Raw genomic sequence first — 16,431 nt, forward strand, 5'->3', positions numbered from 1 at the left:
AACGGCTTCGCACGCCCTGATGAAAGGCCAATGCCATGTCTGCCGCAAAGCCGCTCTGGACCACATTCCTCCGCTTTCTCGCACCCCTGATGCTGAGCAACGCGCTGCAATCGCTGTTCGGCACCGTCAGCAACGTCTATCTCGGCCAGATGGTCGGCGTCGGCGCGCTCGCCGCGGTCTCGGCGTTCTTCCCGGTGATGTTCTTCCTGTTCGCCTTCGTCATGGGCCTCAGCACCGGCGCCACCGTGCTGATCGGCCAGGCCTTCGGCGCCGGCGAGCATGGCCGGATCAAGATCATCGTCGGCACGACACTCGCCGTCGGCCTGCTGCTCTCGATAGCGATTGCACTCGTTGGCGGGATCTTCAGCCGGCCCCTGATGGTGATGCTCGCCACGCCCGCGGACATTCTCGATGAAGCCAGCGCCTATGCGCGCATCATGCTGTTGACGATGCCGCTCGGCTTCATCTTCCTGCTGATGACGGCGATGATCCGCGGCGTCGGCGATGGACTGACGCCGCTGCTGGCGCTGGCCTTGTCGACGGCGATCGGCCTGATCCTGACGCCGATGCTGATCCGCGGCACGTTCGGATTGCCGGCCGTCGGCATCACCAGTGCTGCCTGGGCGGCTGCGATCTCGAACACGCTGACGCTGATCGTGCTGGCTGCCTATCTGCTGCGGAGAAAGCACGCGCTCGCGCCGGATGCGACGCTGCTGCGTCACCTCCGACTAAACGGCGCCGTGCTCGGCAAAGTCCTCGGCATCGGCCTGCCGAGCGCGATCGGCATGGTGGTGATGGCGATCGCCGAGCTTGTGCTGCTCGGCCTCGTCAACGGCTTCGGCTCGAACGCCACCGCGGCCTATGGCGCCGTCAACCAGGTGATGGGCTACACCCAGTTCACGGCGATGTCGATTTCGATCGCGGTCTCGATCCTCGGCGCGCAGGCCGTCGGCGGCGGCGACCGGGCCCAGCTTGACGGCATCGTGCGGATGGGCCTTGCGTTCAATATCGTCCTGACCGGCGGGTTGGCGGCGCTGATCTACCTCGCGCCACGCGCGGTGCTCGGTATCTTCATCACCGACGGCGCCGTGCTGGATCTGGCGAAGGGATTGCTCAACATCGCCTTGTGGAGCTCGGTGCCGTTCGGGCTCGCCACGGTGTTCTCGGGCGCAATGCGCGGCGCCGGCGTCGCGTTGACGCCGATGCTGCTGTCGATCTTCGCGATCGCCGCAATCGAGCTGCCGGCTGCAATCATCCTCAGCCACACGGTCGGCCTGACCGGCGTGTGGGCCGCCTATCCCATCGTGTTCTGCGCCATGTTGATTCTGCAGATGGGCTATTACCATCTGGTGTGGCGCAAGCGGGCGATGCAGCGCCTGATCTGACGGTCAAAGTATTATGACCGTCATTAAACGATAGACCTGTGGCGCGGCCTGCGCCACAATGAGAAAAAGCCGCTCAGAAAGCCAGGCCAGGGAGAATGATTTTGACCCGCACCGCCCCGCAATTCCTGTTCGATTTCGGTAGCCCCAACGCCTATCTCAGCCATCTGGCGATTCCAGCCATCGAACAGCGGATCGGCGTCAAGTTCGAATATGTGCCGATCCTGCTCGGCGGCATCTTCAAGTCGACCAACAACAAGTCGCCGGCCGAGACGCTCGCCGGCATCAAGAACAAGCGGGAGTTCCAGCAGGTCGAGACCGAGCGCTTCATCAAACGCTTCCATGTCCAGCCCTATGTCTGGAATCCGCACTTTCCCGTCAACACGCTGAACCTGATGCGCGCAGCGATCGCAGCGCAGCTCGAGGGCGTGTTCGAGACATATGTCGAGGCCACCTTCCACCACATGTGGCGCGAGCCGAAGAAGATGGACGATCCCGAGATCGCGGCGAAGGCGCTGGCGTCGTCTGGTCTCGATGCGCAAAAGCTGTTCGCCCGCGCCGGGGAACCCGAGGTGAAGGCCAAGCTGATCAAGAACACCGAGGAGGCGGTCGCCCGCGGCGCCTTCGGCTCGCCGACCTTCTTCGTCGGCAATGAAATGTTCTTCGGCAAGGAGCAGTTGCGCGAGGTCGAGGAGATGGTGTCGGGAAAGTGAAGCGCGCGAATGGCGAGTAGCGAATAGCGAGTGGAAATCGCGCCCACTATTCGCTACTCCCTATTCGCCATTCGCCAATAGTAAAAGCGGAGTTCTCCCATGCGCATCCTCGTGGTCGGCGCCGGCGCCATCGGCGGCTATTTCGGTGGCAGGCTGTTGCAGGCCGGCCGCGACGTGACCTTCCTGGTTAGGCCTCGCCGCGCCGACGAGCTCGCGAGCGCCGGCCTCGTTATCAAGAGCCCGAACGGCGATGTGACCTTGAAGAACCCGCCGGCGGTTCAGGCCGACGCAATCAAGGACACGTTCGACGTCGTGCTGCTCAGCTGCAAGGCATTCGACCTCGACGATGCCATCAAGTCGTTCGCCCCCGCGGTGGGGCCGAACACCGCGATCATCCCGATGCTCAACGGCATGAAGCATCTCGACACGCTGGACACGAGGTTCGGCAAGGAGCGCGTGCTCGGCGGCCTCTGCGCCATTGCGGCCACGCTGAACGAGAAGCGCGAGGTGGTGCAGCTCCAGCCGATGCAGTCGCTCAGCTACGGCGAGCGCGACGGCGGGATGTCGGACCGGGTGAAGGCGATCGACGAGGCCTTCAAGAGCGGCATCAATGGCGCCAGCGCCAGCCAGAACATCATGCAGGACATGTGGGAGAAGTGGGTGTTCCTGTCCTCGCTCGCAGCAAGCACCAGTCTGATGCGGACGTCCGTCGGCAATATCCTCGCCGCGCCCGGCGGCCGCGATTTCCTGCTCGGCATGCTGGATGAGACCAGCGCGATTGCCACGGCGTCCGGCTATCCGCCGGGCGGCCCGTTCTTCGATCGCGTCAAAGGCAATCTCACCACCGAGGGCTCGCCGCTGACGGCATCGATGTTCCGCGACATCAAGGCGGGCCTGCCTGTCGAGGCCGACCACGTCATCGGCGATCTCATCGCGCGCGCCGACGCGGCCAAGGTGCCGGTGCCGAAGCTGCGCATCGCGTATACGCATCTGAAGGCATATGAGAGGCAGCGGGCGGGTTAGGGCGTAACCACACATTCGGTGTCGTCCCGGGGCGCGCGCCGCGCGAGCCCGGGATGACGAGCTGCGATTGCCGAAACAGCTCAGCGCTATTTCAAATGCGCGAGATAGTGCGACACGGCGGTAATTTCCTCATCGCTCATGTGATAGGCGACGTCGGCCATCGCGGCGACGCCGCCGCCGACGCGCTGGCCGGCCTTGTAATCGTGCAGCGCCTTGACGAGATATTCCTCACGTTGCCCCGCGAGCCGCGCCACCGCCTTGGTGCCGGCATAGCTGTCGGTATGGCATGAGGCGCAGCGGCGGCCGGCGGCCACCTGCGCCCCCTTCTTCGACAGGTCGGGATCCCCGTCTTCGGGTCCCTTCGGCGGCGCCAGCGAGGCGAAGTAAGCGCCAAAATTGCGGATGTCCTCGTTGGTGATCCCTTCCACGATCGGCTGCATCTGATCGTTCTTGCGCGCGCCGGCGCGGAAGAACACGAGCTGCCATTGCAGGAATTGATCGGGCTGGCCGGCGAGCGAGGGGATGTTCTCGGTCTGCGAAATGCCGTTCTCGCCGTGGCAGCCGGAGCAGGCGGCGGCCTTCTCCTTGATCGCGGCATTGTCGGCGGCTTCGGCTGGGAAGGCGCCGAGCGTCAGGAGCGCAAACACGCTGATTGCGTGCGAAATGAACTGCCGGCGCATGGGGAAGGATTCCGATCTATCGAGCTCGTCATTCCGGGGCGTGCGGAGCACGAGCCCGGAATCCATAACCACGAGCCGGGGTTATGGGTTCCGGACTTGCGCTACCGCGCAATCCGGAACGACAGCATGAGATTTTAGAATTAAGGAGGCTGCGGCACCTCCCGGCCGCCGCAGCCTCTGCGTCCGATCGCGCTACTTCTTGCTGTAGCTGATGCGATAGATCGCGCCGGCCCAATCGTCGGCCACAAGGATTGATCCGTCCTTGGCGATGATGATGTCGTTGGGACGGCCGAGATAGCCCTGGTCACCCTCGAGCCAGCCGGAGGCGAAGACCTCCCGCTTCGGGTTCTTGCCGTCAGGCCCGACGATCACCCGCACGATGCGCGCGCCCTGGTACTTGTGGCGATTCCAGGAGCCGTGCTCCGCGATCAGGATGTTGTTCTTGTAGTCGGCGGGGAACTGGTCGCCGGTGTAGAACTTCATGCCGAGCGGTGCGACATGGGCACCGAGGTTCAGTACGGGCGGCGTGAACTCGGAGCATTTGTGGCCCATCGCGAACTTGTCGTCAGGCAGATTGCCCTGATGGCAATAGGGATAGCCGAAATGCTCGCCGATCCGGTTGATCATGTTCAGCTTGTCCGAGGGCAGATCATCGCTGACCCAGTCGCGGGCATTCTCCGTGAACCAGAGCTTGCCGGTGCGCGGATCGACGTCGCCGCCGACCGAGTTGCGGACGCCGAGCGCCCAGATTTCGGCGTTGCCGGTCTTGGGATCGACGCGCCGGATCTGCGACACGCTGGTCGGCGGAATGCCGATGTTGAAGGGCGGGCCGAACGGCAGGAAGAACCAGCCTTCCTTGTCGACCGCGATGTACTTCCAGCCATGCGCGGCATAGGACGGCATGTCGTCATAAACGACCTTGCCCTGGCCGAGATTGTCGAGATTGGCTTCGGCGTTGTCGTAGCGGATCAGCTTGTCGACGGCGATGACATAGAGCGCGCCGTCCTTGAAGGCGAGACCGGTGGGCATGTTGAGGCCCTTGAGGACGGTCTTGACCTCTTTCTTTCCGTTGTTGTCCTTGATGGCATAGACGTTGCCGAGACCGAACGAGCCGACGAACAACGTGCCCTTGTCACCCCAGGCCATCTGCCGCGCGGCCAGCACGCCGGAGGCGTAGACCTCGATCTTGAAGCCCGGCGGCAGCTTGATCTTCTTGACGATGTTGGCGAGCTCGGCGTCGGAGGCGCCGGTCGGCGGGCCCGACGGCGGCGCGAGGCCCTTCTGCGCCTCGGTCTCGTCACCGAGGAACCAGTCATCCGGCGGATGGGTCCAGAACTCCTTGGTGCTGGAATCGTATTTCTTCAGCGGCTTGTTCTTGTCCTGCTGCTGCGCGTTGCCGGCGCCGGTCCCCGCGAGAAGGGCCACGGCTGCAAGCGCCAACACGGATCGATGGAACATCGATGTCATCGCATCACTCCCCTAAGGCAGCCATCAGGGCTGCGCGTTATTTTGTTTTGCTAGTCGAGAGGCGAAGTCTTGAGCCCGTCGGGACGACAGACGCAAAAAGGGTAGCACATCTGCCCATCGTGAGAAGCGCGCCGGATGCAGCGCGGCTGCGCGCAGCAAAAATTGAGACGGAATGTCAATGAACGGATGAACGCTGCGACGACCGCGCCTCGCGCTGCAACGCGGAATCAACAGCGCGCGCGCAACGTCGTCAGGCGGTCCGCCGGGGTGGGCATACAAAAGTGCGAAAACAACCCCATGCACAGTAGAACTGCGCAAGTTGATCCGCGCGCGGTGACGCCGGACAATCATTTGAAGCGTCGAGTAAAATAATCGCGGCGCTCACGGGGCGACGGGGTAGGGTCCGTCGTCGAACAGCGTGTCGTGGTAGCCTTTCGATCCGACCTCACGCGCCAGCGTGCTGCGGACGTCGCGGCCATCGCGCAGGCTGCGCAGCACATGCGCGAAGTCGAATTCGGGTCGCCAGCCGAGCTCCCGCCGCGCGCGCTCGTTGACATAGACCCGGTCAATCGCGGGGAAGAGCCGCCAGCCGCGCGCCGCATAGAGCTGCGCGCACTCCGGATAGAGCTCGCGCACGACGCCGGCGGCATCGCGCGCCAGCGCTCCGAGATGACGTTGCTCGAACGGGCTCGTCGCCGAGACGATGTAGCGGGCGAAGCCGATGCCGGGCGCACGCTCGACGGCGAGCAGATGCGCGCTCACTGCGTCCGCGATATCCAGCCGGCGGTAGAGCAGCTCGTTGGCCTGCGCGTTGTCCAGCGTGTAGGCCGATCGCATCGCCGGATCGTCGTCGTCCTCCGGAAAGAAGCGCGAGGTCCGCAGAACCACGATCGGTAGCGCGCGCTCGCGAAAGAACAGCTCGCAGAGGTTCTCGGCCATCAGCTTGGTCGTGCCGTAGATGTTCTTCGGCACCGATGGCAGCTCCTCGGTGACCCACACCGCCGCCTCGAGCAGGTTCAGCGTTCCTGACACGTTGGTGTCGACAAAATCCTGCTTGGAATGGGTCGCCACATGCGGCTTGTGCAGCGTCGCGGTGTGGATCACGGCAGTGACGCCGTCCATCTGGCGCCGCACGAAGGCGGGATCGACGATGGAGCCGACGGCATCGGTGAAGGGGGAGGGCTTGAGATCGACGCCGCGGGCGGGCGACCCGCGCCCACGGAGCGTCCGCAGGACCGCCTCCCCGAGATGGCCAGCGCTACCGGTGACCAGGATTGTCATTGCAAGTCTCGCCCGCCGTTGCGCTTGGCTTTTTGCTCTTCGTATTGCGCCTGGAGCATTGGATTGCTCGTCTCGCCTGCGACTGTGTCTGCGTTGCCGCCGTCCAGGCCCGGCGCGGCCTTGATCCCGTCGGCGATGCTGCTCTCCAAGCCCTTGCGGATGAATGGCTTAAGGTAAGCATCAAGTTTGCCCTTGCCCGGCTCTTCGAGCTTCGGCGTCAGGGCTGCGAGATACTGAACTTTGTCCGTGGCGGCCCAATCGATGCTGATGCCTGCACGCCGCGCAAGTTCCGCATGGATCAGCATGATAGTGCGGCCATTGCCGTCCAGGAATGGATGGCCATAGGCGAGATAGCCCATCACTTCGCCGGGCTTTTCCGCCATGAACGCCTCGTCTTGTCCCTTCTCCAACGCGTAGTCGATAGCTTTGCGGATGTCATTGGGATGGGCGAAGATCACTGAGCCCTTCTTTACGAAGATGTGGGACGCGTTCGTATGACGGTCCTCTCCAGCCCAGGGGAACACTCCTTCAAAGAGCGTTTTGTGTGTTTGGAGGACATCGGCGTAGCTTAGGGAAGGCTGCGCCTTGAGATGATCCAAGGCTGCATCGATGCCGGTCAGAAAGGAATTGTGCAGGAGGCGCTGAACGATTCCGGGATCTTTGGCCTTCGCGACGTTGCGCAAATAACCGCGCGTCGCAAAATCTCCAAACGGATCAAACGTCACAGACGGCTTTCGCGAAGATAGCGCGCTTGAAGACGCACCGCTTGGACACGATCCAAAATCCCGGCGCGCTGGAGTGCGACGATGGTATTCTCGATAGGATCGAAATTCACGTCATCGCCGGAGAGCCGCGTCACGTGATGGGCAAAGACATCGTTCGATGTCGCGATCACTGCCACGTTGTTAGCGGCCGCCAACCGCTGGATTACACCAGCGGTATACTGGGCCTTGGTGGCGGAGCGCTGAGCAGACATGGAAACTCCTCTCCCCAAATATAGTGAACCAAGGCCTGAGAATCCATTGAGTTGCTGCCTTCCCGGCGTCTTCACTTGCCCGTAAACTACCGAAAGACCTTCAAAATTGCTCCGGCCTCGGTTTGAGGCCGCTCTCGCAAGCGCGGACAGCAAATCGCCGTACGAGGCGGCTCATGCCCAACAACAGCTCGCGCTTGCCCTTTGGAGTCTTTGAGGCTCATACAATGCTCTCCGTGGTTGGAGAGCGCTTCCTAGGCCAGCCTAGGAAAAACTGGAGCGGGCGAAGGGGCTCGAACCCTCGACCCCGACCTTGGCAAGGTCGTGCTCTACCACTGAGCTACACCCGCATCCTGTGTCGGTCGCGTGACGCGCCGACAACGGCTGTCGTATGCCAAAAGCGGGAGGGGAATGCAACAGCTACAGGCGGCCTCAATTCGCAATTCGGACCCCGTATGGAGCCCGAAGCCGGCCAAATCGACCGGAAACGTCTCGGAACCGGCGAATCGGGGTGCCTGGATTGAAATTCGGCCCATTCGGCCCAATTTAGGAGCCGACCACAAGCATATGACGCGGCGGCGTGCTAAAGAGCCGCCATTCCAGACATGACGAGGGAATCCCGTGACGATCATCGACCAGGGTAACGGAGCGGCGGGCCCGGCTGCGGCCGACCTGATCAAGGACACCACCACCCAGACCTTCGTGAAGGACGTGATCGAGGAATCGAAGCGCCAGCCCGTGCTGATCGATTTCTGGGCGGAATGGTGCGGCCCCTGCAAGCAGCTCACCCCCGTCCTGGAGAAGGCGGTGAAGGCGGCCAAGGGCAAGGTCAAGCTGGTCAAGATGAATATCGACCATCATCCGGCGATCCCGGGCCAGATGGGCATCCAGTCGATCCCGGCCGTGATCGCCTTTGTCAACGGCCAGCCGGCCGACGGCTTCATGGGCGCGGTGCCGGAGAGCCAGGTCAACGCCTTCATCGAGCGGCTGACCAAGGGCGTCACCGCGCCGGGCGAGGTCAACGTCGCCGAGATCGTGCAGGAGGCCGACGCGGTGCTCGCCGAGGGCGACGCGGCGGCGGCGGCGCAGATCTATGCCGAGGCGCTGCAGCATGATTCCACCAACATCGCGGCGCTTGCGGGCCTTGCGAAGTGCTACGCCGTTTCCGGCGCGATGGAGCAGGCCAAGCAGACGTTGGCCATGGTGCCGGAATCCAAGCGCAACGACCCGGCCGTGAAGGCCGTGCAGACCGCAATCGATCTCGCCGAGCAGGCGAAATCGCTTGGACCGGTCGCCGAGCTGGAACAGAAAGTCGCCGCAAATCCGCTCGATCATCAGGCCCGGTTCGACCTCGCCACCGCGCTCAACGCCCAAGGCAACCGCGCGGCGGCGACCGAGCAGCTGCTCGAGATCATCAAGCGCGACCGCAAATGGAACGACGACGGCGCCCGCAAGCAGCTGGTGCAGTTCTTCGAGGCCTGGGGCGGCACGGATGATGCAACCGTCGAAGGCCGCAAACGTTTGTCGACGATCCTGTTTTCGTAACGGCCTTTTTTGAGCATGATCTGTTCGGAAAACCGCTCCACACTTTGCGCTAACGCGGTCCTTCGGATCCGGATCATGCGCTAGCAACGCCAGGGGACCGGGCAGATGCCGATCAACATCGAATATCGCGGGCCCGCCGACCTCCCGGAGATCATTCCGGTCTTCCCGCTGCCGGGCGCGCTGCTGCTGCCGCGCGGCCAGATGCCGCTCAACATCTTCGAGCCGCGCTACCTTTCGATGGTCGACGATTCCTTCCGCGACGGCCATCGCCTGATCGGCATGATCCAGCCCGACATCGCGCATTCGCGGAAGGATTCCGACAAGCCGGCGCTGTTCCGCGTCGGCTGCGTCGGCCGCATCACCCAGCTCGCCGAGTCCGGCGACGGCCGCTACATCCTCGAGCTCACCGGCGTTTCGCGCTTCAAGGTGGTCGAGGAGCTCGAGGTGCTCACCCCCTATCGGCAGTGCAAGGTGGACTTCTTCGCCTACGTCGACGATTTCACCGCGCGCCGCGGCGAGGAGGAGGTCGACCGCGAGGCGCTGCTGGCGGTGCTGGCGGACTTCCTGAAGGCCAACAACCTCAAGGTCGACTGGGAGGGCGTCGAGAGCGCGCCCAATGAAGCCCTCGTCAATGCGCTCGCGATGATGTCGCCCTACGGCCCCGCGGAAAAGCAGGCCATGCTGGAGGCGCCCGACCTGAAGACCCGCGCCGAGATCCTGATCGCCGTCACCGAGATGGACCTCGCCAAGAAGCGCACTAGCGGCGACCCGCCGCTGCAGTGATCGTCAAGCGACCCAAAGCGCGATGCGATTAGGATAAATCCTCATCGCGCTTTGGGTTTTTTGGTTTGAGCATGATCTTTTCGGAAACCGCTACACACTTTGCGCTGACGCGGCCCTTCGGGTCCGGATCATGCTCTATGCGGCAAACTCGCCGGCCTCGGCCTTTCGATCCGCAAGCCGTGCGACCGTCGAGGCCCGTATCGGCGGGCTGAGGTGGAAGCCCTGGGCCTCGACGCAGCCCTCCTGGCGCAGGATGTCCAGCTGCTCGGCGGTTTCGACGCCTTCGGCGGTGGACGTCTTACCGAGACTCGTGGCGAACTGGACCACGGCCCGCGCGATCCGATGGGGCTCCTCCATCGGACTGGACAGCTCGCTGACGAAGCTGCGATCGATCTTGATCTTGTCGAAGGGAAACTTCTGCAGAAAGCTGAGCGACGAATAGCCGGTGCCGAAATCGTCGAGGGCAATCCGCACCCCGAGCTCGCGCAGCTGGCTGAGTGCTGCGAATACGGTCCCGCTGTCATGCATGATGACGGTTTCGGTGACCTCGAGCTCGAGCCGGTCTGAAGCAATCCCCGACGCCGCCAGTGCGCTCACGATCGTCGACACGAGCTCCTTGCTCCTGAATTGCGCTGGAGACAGGTTGATCGCGATCTTCAGGTCGGAACGCCATTTTGCCGCTTCGGCACAGGCGGTTCTCAACACCCACTCCCCCAGCGGCAGGATCAAGCCAGTTTCCTCCGCGACGGGAATGAATTCGCCGGGCGAGACCAGACCCCGCTCGGGGTGATGCCAACGCAGCAACGCCTCGAAGCCACAGGTCTCGCCGCTCTTCAAATTGACGAACGGCTGGTAGTGGAGCTCGAATTCGCTCCTCGCAAGCGCCTTCCGCAGATCCCGCTCCAGGTTGCGGCGCGCATGCAGGAGCCGGTCCAGCTCCGGCTCGAAGAAGCGGAATGCACCACGTCCGCCGCTCTTGGCCGAGTAGAGGGCAAGATCTGCGCTCCTGAGGATCGTGTCGGAATCGGCGCCGTCTCGGGGCGCAAGGGCGATCCCGATGCTGGTGCCGACAATGACCTGATGATCGCCGAGATCGAACGGCTCGCTGAGCGCGCCATGGATCGCCTCGGCGAGAGAGGCCGCGTCCGCAGCCGGATTGGTCACGTAGTCGACGATTGCGAATTCGTCGCCGCCCAGTCGGGCGACGAACGTCGTCTCCCTGATGCAATCCAGCAAGCGCGCCGCGACTGAGCGCAGCAGCAGGTCGCCCGCCGGATGTCCGAGCGTGTCGTTGACCTCCTTGAAGCGGTCGAGGTCGAGCAGGAGAACCGCCAGATGGAGATTTCCGCCACGCGTATCGGCGAGTGCAGGCTCCAGACGCGCCTTGAGCAGCACGCGGTTCGGCAACTCGGTGAGCGCATCGTGTTCCGCCATGTAGGTGATCTTCGCTTCGGACCGGCGTTGCTCGGTGACATCCAGATGCGTAGCCACCCAGCCGCCGCCGGCCATCGGCTGCCGCGTCACGCAGATCAGCCGCCCATCGGCGAACGCATCGATGCGGCTCGAGACGGCATGGATCGGCAGTGCTTCGAGCCTGGCGATCTGCCGTTCGGCGGCGAAATCGCTGGCCTCGCCTTCGAGTATGCCGCTGGTAACGCGATGACGGATGATGTCGCGGTGCGGAGTTCCCGCACGCAGCAATTCCGGCGGCAGCCGGTACAAACGGGCGTAACGCTCGTTGCAGATGACGAGCCGCTTCCCGGCGTCGAACATGCAAAGGCCCTCGACCATATGGTTGATGGCCGTGTCCAGCCTCAGCTTCTGTTCCTTGAGCTCGTTCTGCGACCCTTCGAGCTGCTGCCGGGCGATGGAGAGCTGGCTGATGATCTCCTCGAACCTGGCGGTTCTGGTCGCCAGACGACGATCGGCCAGCACTCCGATCAGGCTCATGCCCAGCACGGACAATGCGACGCCGGCGATGGCGAGCGCGAGGAAGGCCGGAGACAGCGAAAGCGTATCGGTCGCGAGCGCCGGATCCGGTGTGATCTGCACGGCGCCCATGGCCGTGAAGTGATGCGACACGATGGCGAGCGTCAGCAGGGTGGCGGCTGCCAGCGTGCCGCTATAACCCTGACGGGTGAGCGCTGCCGCCAGCGCAGCGTAGCCAAAACACATGCCCAGAACGATGGAGAGGAGCACGAGGTCCACGGACCAGGAGACTCGGCCCGGCACTTCGAGCGCCCACATCCCGAGATAATGCATGCTGGCAATGCCGCCACCGATGATGACGCCGCCAGCCGCCGCGCGCCAGCGGCCGGACGTGACGACCGCGACGCCGAAGCCGACCGAGGTCAGCAGCATTGCCGCCGCGAGAGAGGACGCCGTCAACACGATGCCGTAGCCCGTCGTGACCCCGGGCTCGTAGGCGAGCATCGCGACGAAATGCGTAGCCCAAATGCCGTATCCGATGGCCGCACCGGCAATGGCGATCCAGATCCACCGGGTTCTCCCGCGCGTTGCGATCGCGCGGTGGAAGATGCTGACCGCGACGATGCTGGCAACGAAGCAGACCAGAGCAGCGAGCACGACGAGCCGCCAATCGTGTTCGGCCGTAAGGCAGGAGAAAACGCGGAACATTCAGTTTCGCCCCATCGTCGATATTGTTGATGTTTGTCGATGCTGGACCGGCTAATCGCCCTTCGCGTTAATTTTGTGCCGCGCCTGATCGCATGCTTAGCGGCTTGCCAACACCGTCCGTAAAATTTGATCTGTGGGGCTAACACGTTCCGCGCGCCGGTCGCGCCGGAAGCCCGCTGCGCGCGTTTGCAGATGACTGGAGATGGACGCGGATGCGCTTGCGTCCGGTGATCATCGCGCTGCAGGAGTCCTATCAGCGCCACACCAGCAACGTGGAGCACGACCAGGACGATGACGGCATCCGAAGAATGCCTGGTCGATCGGTAACGGATCTGGTCCGCTTTAGATGAGTTCTAGTACCCGACAACCGACATCACGACGACCGCACTGAGCGCCATCCAGCCGAAATGCCGGCCCCGCGTCGCCCATGCGTTGGCGAGGGCGGAGCAGCCGAACACGCAGGCCATGGTCGCGACGATCCAGTGACGAGCCGGCTCCGATTGCATCCACGGCGCCGCGATCAGCAGCACGCCACCGCCGATCCAGGCCACGGTCGAGGCCTGCCACACCAGCCGGATCAAGGTGCGGAGGCGCTCCGGCTCGATGCGAGCGCGGGCGAAGACCTTGGCTTCGCCGAGGTAGCCGTGAACGAGCGCAACGGCGATGGTCACGACGCCCGCACACTGGAGCAGCAGATCCCGCATCGACGCCTCCATACACTCATGTATGTTTCGATAGCGTCTGGCCAAGCGCTTGTCAATACACTAGTGTATGGTGCGCTTTTCGGGAAACGACATGAACCAACAGCTCTCCGCTGACGATTGGACTGGCCAGGGCCTCAAGGCCCTGGCCAAGAGCGGCTTCACGGCCTTGAAGGCCGAGCCGCTCGCCAAGGCCATGGGCGTATCGCGCGGCAGCTTCTATTGGCATTTCGCCGATCTCGCCGCGTTTCACGCCGCGGTGCTGAAGCGCTGGCGCGAGATCGCGGCCGAGCGGATCATCGCCGACGTCGAAGCCGCCGGCGACGAGCCGGTCAAGATGCTGCTGCGGAGATCCTTCGGCGCGCGGCTCGACCTCGAACGCGCGGTGCGCAATTGGGCGGCGTTCGATGCGAGCGCGCAAGGGGCGGTGCGTGCCATCGATCGCCGCAGGCTCGATTATATCGAGGAGCTGCTGCAGAAGCGGGGACTCGCCCCGGCAACGGCGCAGGCCCGCGCGCAGATCCTGTACTGGACATTTCTCGGTTTCGCCCTGTCAGGCCCGTCAATCCCGGCCGCGCGGCTGCGGACCATGCTCGACGAGCTCCTGGCGATGGTCTCCGCCTAAAGCGCGATGGCGGGCGCGAATTTCTATGCTAAAGGCAAGCAAGTGCCGGAGACTTCCATGAACGCGCCCACCGAACGTCCCGAAGCCAGCGTCGATCCAAAATTGCTGGAGATCCTGGTCTGCCCGCTGACAAAGGGCCCGCTGGAATTCGATGCTGAGCGGCAGGAGCTGATCTCGCGCAGCGCCAAGCTCGCTTATCCCATTCGCGACGGCATCCCGATCATGCTGCCGGAAGAGGCGCGCAAGATCGATTGATAACAGCGAGTGGGGAGTGGGGAGTGGCGAATGGCGAATGGGTCCACTCGCCACTCGATACTCACCATTCGCCCCTTACAACGCCTCGCCCTTCAACAGCCGCGGCACCTCGCCGGTGAGGCCTGCGGCCTGGCGGATGAAGAGGTTCTTCAGCGGCGGGGCGCGGTCGACGAGGCCGAGGCCGATGTCGCGCACCGTGCGCAACAGCGTCGACTGGTTGGAGAACAGGAAGTTCAGCGAGTTGGTGGCGACGCCCATCGCCATGGTGTCGAACCGGCGCCAGCGCTGGTAGCGTTCGAGCACGTCCGCCCCGCCGATATCCAGGCCGAGCCGCGCGGCATCGACCACCACTTCCGCCAGCGCAGCGACGTCCTTCAGGCCCATGTTGAGGCCCTGGCCCGCGATGGGGTGGATGACATGGGCAGCGTCGCCGACCAGCGCGAGGCGCTCGGCGATGAAGGACCGCGCGACGAAATAAGACAGCGGAAACGCCCGCGGCTTGTCGAGCACCTTGACCTCGCCGAGATGCAGGCCGAAGCGCTGCTCGAGCTCGGCGTGGAATTCCTCGTCGCTGAGGGCGATGATGCGCGCGGCCTCAGTGCGGCGCTCGGTCCACACCAGCGAGGAGCGTTTGCCGGTGAGCGGCAGGATCGCGAACGGGCCGGCCGGCAGGAAGTGTTCCTCGGCGCGGCCCTCGTGATCGCGCTCGTGGCCGACGGTGACGACGATGCCGGACTGATCGTACTCCCAGCCATGAGTGACGATGCCGGCGCGCTCGCGCAGCTTCGACCGCGCGCCATCGGCGGCGACCAAGAGGCCCGCCGCGATCACGCTGCCGTCGCCGAGCGTCACCTCGATGCCGTCGGTGCGCGCATCGTAGGAGGCGACCGGGGTGGCGCGAAGATCGATGCCGGCGGCCTCGGCGCGCACCACCAGCGCGTCGATCAGGCGGCGGTTCTCGATCATATGCGCGAAGGGCTCGCCCGGCGCGACGTCGCCGGCGAAGTTCAGGAACACCGGGCGGGTGGCGTCCTCGAGCTTGGAATCGGTGACGACCATGTCGAGGATCGGCTGGGCCTCGCCCCGGACGTCGTCCCAGGCGCCGATCGTCTCGAACAGGCGGCGGCAGGCGGCGACGATCGCGGTGGCGCGGGGGTCGCGGCTCGGCCGCGTGCCGAGCGCGGGATCGGCGACGATGATTGGGATCTCGGGCCCGAGCCCCTGGCGTAGCGCCAAGGCCAGCGCAAGGCCGGCAAACGCGCCGCCACCGATGACAATGCTACCCTGTACCGACATACCAAAGCTTCCCGGACAATTCTCGGTCTTGCTAGCAGACTTGAGCTGGGCGAAACAGTGCGGTGAAACGAGGACCGCTAGCCCTTCGTTCCGTCATTCCGGGGCGCGCAACGCGCGTACCCGGAATCCGGAGGTTTATCAGCTCGAGATTTTCGGGTTCGCACCGCGTGCGCCCCGGAATGAGGCATCACTGGAAAGCACCATCATGTCCAAAGGACTGATCGACCTCATCGGGATCCTCGACCTCGAGCAGCTCGAGGTGAACCTGTTCCGCGGCAACAGCCCGAAGACGAGCTGGCAGCGGGTGTTCGGCGGCCAGGTGATCGGGCAGGCGATGGTCGCGGCCTGCCGCACCGTGGAGGGCCGGCTGCCGCATTCGCTGCATTGCTATTTCATCCTGCCGGGCGATCCGCAGATCCCGATCATCTATCAGGTCGAGCGCCTGCGCGACGGCAAAAGCTACTCGACGCGCCGCGTCACCGCGATCCAGCACGGCAACGCGATCTTCTCGATCATGGTGTCGTTCCACGCCGAGGAGGAGACTGCGTTCGACCACCAGGACAAGATGCCGGACGTGCCGCCGCCGGAAAAGCTCACGGCGGAGGAGGTGGCGAAGCAGCCGATGTTCAAGGAGATGCCGGACTTCATCCGCCGCTACTACGAATCCGATCGGCCGATCGAGCTGCGCCCGGTCGAGCTCGGCCGTTATTTCGGCCAGAAGATCGACGACGGCCGCATCCACGTCTGGATCAAGACCGCGGCCAAGCTGCCCGACGATCCGGCGCTGCACATGTGCGCGCTCGCTTACGCCTCGGACTTCTCACTGCTCGACGCGATCATGGCGCGCTATGGCCGCACGCTGTTCGACAAACGCATGATGCCGGCGAGTCTCGACCACGCGATGTGGTTCCATCGCCCGTTCCGCGCCGACGAATGGCTGCTCTACGCGCAGGATTCGCCGAGCGCGCAATCGGGACGGGGGCTGACCCGCGGCTCGATCTTCAAGCCGGACGGCACGCTGGTTGCCTCCGTCGCACAGGAAGGCTCCGTGCGCGAGCGGAAGGCCTGAT

Annotated in this window: 16 protein-coding genes and 1 tRNA gene; 8 read left to right on the forward strand and 9 right to left on the reverse strand. The window is 64.2% G+C overall.

Annotated elements, in window-relative coordinates; translation table 11 throughout:
* The first annotated feature begins 35 nt into the window (after positions 1 to 35).
* From N2605_RS34440 to panE, 3 genes are all read left to right on the forward strand, one after another.
* Positions 36 to 1,385 carry an MATE family efflux transporter gene (locus tag N2605_RS34440; RefSeq protein ID WP_260345151.1) on the forward strand — a complete coding sequence of 450 codons (1,350 nt, stop codon included), beginning with the start codon at positions 36 to 38 and terminating at the stop codon, positions 1,383 to 1,385.
* 101 nt (positions 1,386 to 1,486) lie between these two features.
* Positions 1,487 to 2,095 carry a 2-hydroxychromene-2-carboxylate isomerase gene (locus N2605_RS34445; protein ID WP_193374950.1) on the forward strand — a complete coding sequence of 203 codons (609 nt, stop codon included), beginning with the start codon at positions 1,487 to 1,489 and terminating at the stop codon, positions 2,093 to 2,095.
* A 99-nt stretch (positions 2,096 to 2,194) separates the two neighbouring features.
* Complete coding sequence (panE, locus tag N2605_RS34450) at positions 2,195 to 3,118, forward strand: 2-dehydropantoate 2-reductase (protein WP_260345152.1); 924 nt, start codon at positions 2,195 to 2,197, stop codon at positions 3,116 to 3,118.
* A gap of 86 nt (positions 3,119 to 3,204) precedes the next feature.
* Here the strand turns inward: panE and N2605_RS34455 are convergent, their stop codons facing one another.
* The 6 genes from N2605_RS34455 to N2605_RS34480 all read right to left on the reverse strand — a co-directional run bounded on the left by N2605_RS34455 (position 3,205) and on the right by N2605_RS34480 (position 7,869).
* Complete coding sequence (locus N2605_RS34455) at positions 3,205 to 3,798, reverse strand: c-type cytochrome (RefSeq protein ID WP_036024264.1); 594 nt, start codon at positions 3,796 to 3,798, stop codon at positions 3,205 to 3,207.
* 192 nt (positions 3,799 to 3,990) lie between these two features.
* The gene (locus N2605_RS34460; RefSeq protein WP_036024254.1) at positions 3,991 to 5,265 is read right to left on the reverse strand and encodes a PQQ-dependent sugar dehydrogenase; all 1,275 of its coding nucleotides are present in this window, start codon (positions 5,263 to 5,265) and stop codon (positions 3,991 to 3,993) included.
* Positions 5,266 to 5,646: 381 nt separating this feature from the next.
* A complete protein-coding gene (locus tag N2605_RS34465) occupies positions 5,647 to 6,546 on the reverse strand; it encodes an NAD-dependent epimerase/dehydratase family protein (protein ID WP_074447584.1) in 900 nt (299 codons plus the stop codon).
* Positions 6,543 to 7,271 carry a Fic/DOC family protein gene (locus N2605_RS34470; RefSeq protein WP_036024255.1) on the reverse strand — a complete coding sequence of 243 codons (729 nt, stop codon included), beginning with the start codon at positions 7,269 to 7,271 and terminating at the stop codon, positions 6,543 to 6,545. Before N2605_RS34470 ends, N2605_RS34465 begins: the two co-directional genes overlap by 4 nt.
* Positions 7,268 to 7,522, reverse strand: a complete 255-nt coding sequence (locus tag N2605_RS34475) for a hypothetical protein (protein WP_036003012.1) — start codon at positions 7,520 to 7,522, stop codon at positions 7,268 to 7,270. Before N2605_RS34475 ends, N2605_RS34470 begins: the two co-directional genes overlap by 4 nt.
* A gap of 272 nt (positions 7,523 to 7,794) precedes the next feature.
* Positions 7,795 to 7,869 (reverse strand) — tRNA-Gly (locus tag N2605_RS34480).
* Positions 7,870 to 8,140: 271 nt separating this feature from the next.
* On the opposite strand from N2605_RS34480, the gene trxA reads away from it, so the two are divergent.
* Entirely contained in the window at positions 8,141 to 9,064 is a 924-nt protein-coding gene (trxA, locus tag N2605_RS34485) for a thioredoxin (protein ID WP_025033093.1), read from the forward strand.
* Between the two features lie 105 nt (positions 9,065 to 9,169).
* Entirely contained in the window at positions 9,170 to 9,847 is a 678-nt protein-coding gene (locus N2605_RS34490) for an LON peptidase substrate-binding domain-containing protein (RefSeq protein WP_036003016.1), read from the forward strand.
* Positions 9,848 to 9,982: 135 nt separating this feature from the next.
* Here the strand turns inward: N2605_RS34490 and N2605_RS34495 are convergent, their stop codons facing one another.
* Together N2605_RS34495 and N2605_RS34500 are read right to left on the reverse strand one after the other, a co-directional pair.
* A complete protein-coding gene (locus N2605_RS34495; RefSeq protein ID WP_074447583.1) occupies positions 9,983 to 12,484 on the reverse strand; it encodes an EAL domain-containing protein in 2,502 nt (833 codons plus the stop codon).
* Between the two features lie 353 nt (positions 12,485 to 12,837).
* Positions 12,838 to 13,188, reverse strand: a complete 351-nt coding sequence (locus N2605_RS34500) for a hypothetical protein (RefSeq protein WP_260345154.1) — start codon at positions 13,186 to 13,188, stop codon at positions 12,838 to 12,840.
* A gap of 91 nt (positions 13,189 to 13,279) precedes the next feature.
* On the opposite strand from N2605_RS34500, the gene N2605_RS34505 reads away from it, so the two are divergent.
* Both N2605_RS34505 and N2605_RS34510 read left to right on the forward strand, forming a co-directional pair.
* A complete protein-coding gene (locus N2605_RS34505; RefSeq protein WP_036024363.1) occupies positions 13,280 to 13,810 on the forward strand; it encodes a TetR/AcrR family transcriptional regulator in 531 nt (176 codons plus the stop codon).
* Between the two features lie 57 nt (positions 13,811 to 13,867).
* Positions 13,868 to 14,065, forward strand: a complete 198-nt coding sequence (locus tag N2605_RS34510) for a Trm112 family protein (RefSeq protein ID WP_036003042.1) — start codon at positions 13,868 to 13,870, stop codon at positions 14,063 to 14,065.
* A gap of 75 nt (positions 14,066 to 14,140) precedes the next feature.
* Here N2605_RS34510 and N2605_RS34515 read toward each other — a convergent pair whose 3' ends face one another.
* Positions 14,141 to 15,361 carry a ubiquinone biosynthesis hydroxylase gene (locus N2605_RS34515; protein ID WP_260345155.1) on the reverse strand — a complete coding sequence of 407 codons (1,221 nt, stop codon included), beginning with the start codon at positions 15,359 to 15,361 and terminating at the stop codon, positions 14,141 to 14,143.
* A gap of 205 nt (positions 15,362 to 15,566) precedes the next feature.
* On the opposite strand from N2605_RS34515, the gene tesB reads away from it, so the two are divergent.
* A complete protein-coding gene (tesB, locus tag N2605_RS34520; RefSeq protein WP_036003028.1) occupies positions 15,567 to 16,430 on the forward strand; it encodes an acyl-CoA thioesterase II in 864 nt (287 codons plus the stop codon).
* Position 16,431 lies beyond the last annotated feature (1 nt).

The sequence above is a fragment of the Bradyrhizobium yuanmingense genome (assembly GCF_025200905.1).
In the GTDB taxonomy this organism is placed as follows: Bacteria; Pseudomonadota; Alphaproteobacteria; order Rhizobiales; family Xanthobacteraceae; genus Bradyrhizobium; species Bradyrhizobium yuanmingense.

Bases quoted from the DNA above. Each gene is read 5' to 3' on its own strand.
- N2605_RS34490 (WP_036003016.1), top strand. From the start codon at position 9,170: ATGCCGATCAACATCGAATATCGCGGGCCCGCCGACCTCCCGGAGATC.
- N2605_RS34440 (WP_260345151.1), top strand. From the start codon at position 36: ATGTCTGCCGCAAAGCCGCTCTGGACCACATTCCTCCGCTTTCTCGCA.
- tesB (WP_036003028.1), top strand. From the start codon at position 15,567: ATGTCCAAAGGACTGATCGACCTCATCGGGATCCTCGACCTCGAGCAG.
- N2605_RS34455 (WP_036024264.1), bottom strand. From the start codon at position 3,798: ATGCGCCGGCAGTTCATTTCGCACGCAATCAGCGTGTTTGCGCTCCTG.
- N2605_RS34500 (WP_260345154.1), bottom strand. From the start codon at position 13,188: ATGCGGGATCTGCTGCTCCAGTGTGCGGGCGTCGTGACCATCGCCGTT.
- N2605_RS34515 (WP_260345155.1), bottom strand. From the start codon at position 15,361: ATGTCGGTACAGGGTAGCATTGTCATCGGTGGCGGCGCGTTTGCCGGC.
- panE (WP_260345152.1), top strand. From the start codon at position 2,195: ATGCGCATCCTCGTGGTCGGCGCCGGCGCCATCGGCGGCTATTTCGGT.
- N2605_RS34505 (WP_036024363.1), top strand. From the start codon at position 13,280: ATGAACCAACAGCTCTCCGCTGACGATTGGACTGGCCAGGGCCTCAAG.
- N2605_RS34475 (WP_036003012.1), bottom strand. From the start codon at position 7,522: ATGTCTGCTCAGCGCTCCGCCACCAAGGCCCAGTATACCGCTGGTGTA.
- N2605_RS34465 (WP_074447584.1), bottom strand. From the start codon at position 6,546: ATGACAATCCTGGTCACCGGTAGCGCTGGCCATCTCGGGGAGGCGGTC.
- N2605_RS34460 (WP_036024254.1), bottom strand. From the start codon at position 5,265: ATGACATCGATGTTCCATCGATCCGTGTTGGCGCTTGCAGCCGTGGCC.
- N2605_RS34510 (WP_036003042.1), top strand. From the start codon at position 13,868: ATGAACGCGCCCACCGAACGTCCCGAAGCCAGCGTCGATCCAAAATTG.
- N2605_RS34495 (WP_074447583.1), bottom strand. From the start codon at position 12,484: ATGTTCCGCGTTTTCTCCTGCCTTACGGCCGAACACGATTGGCGGCTC.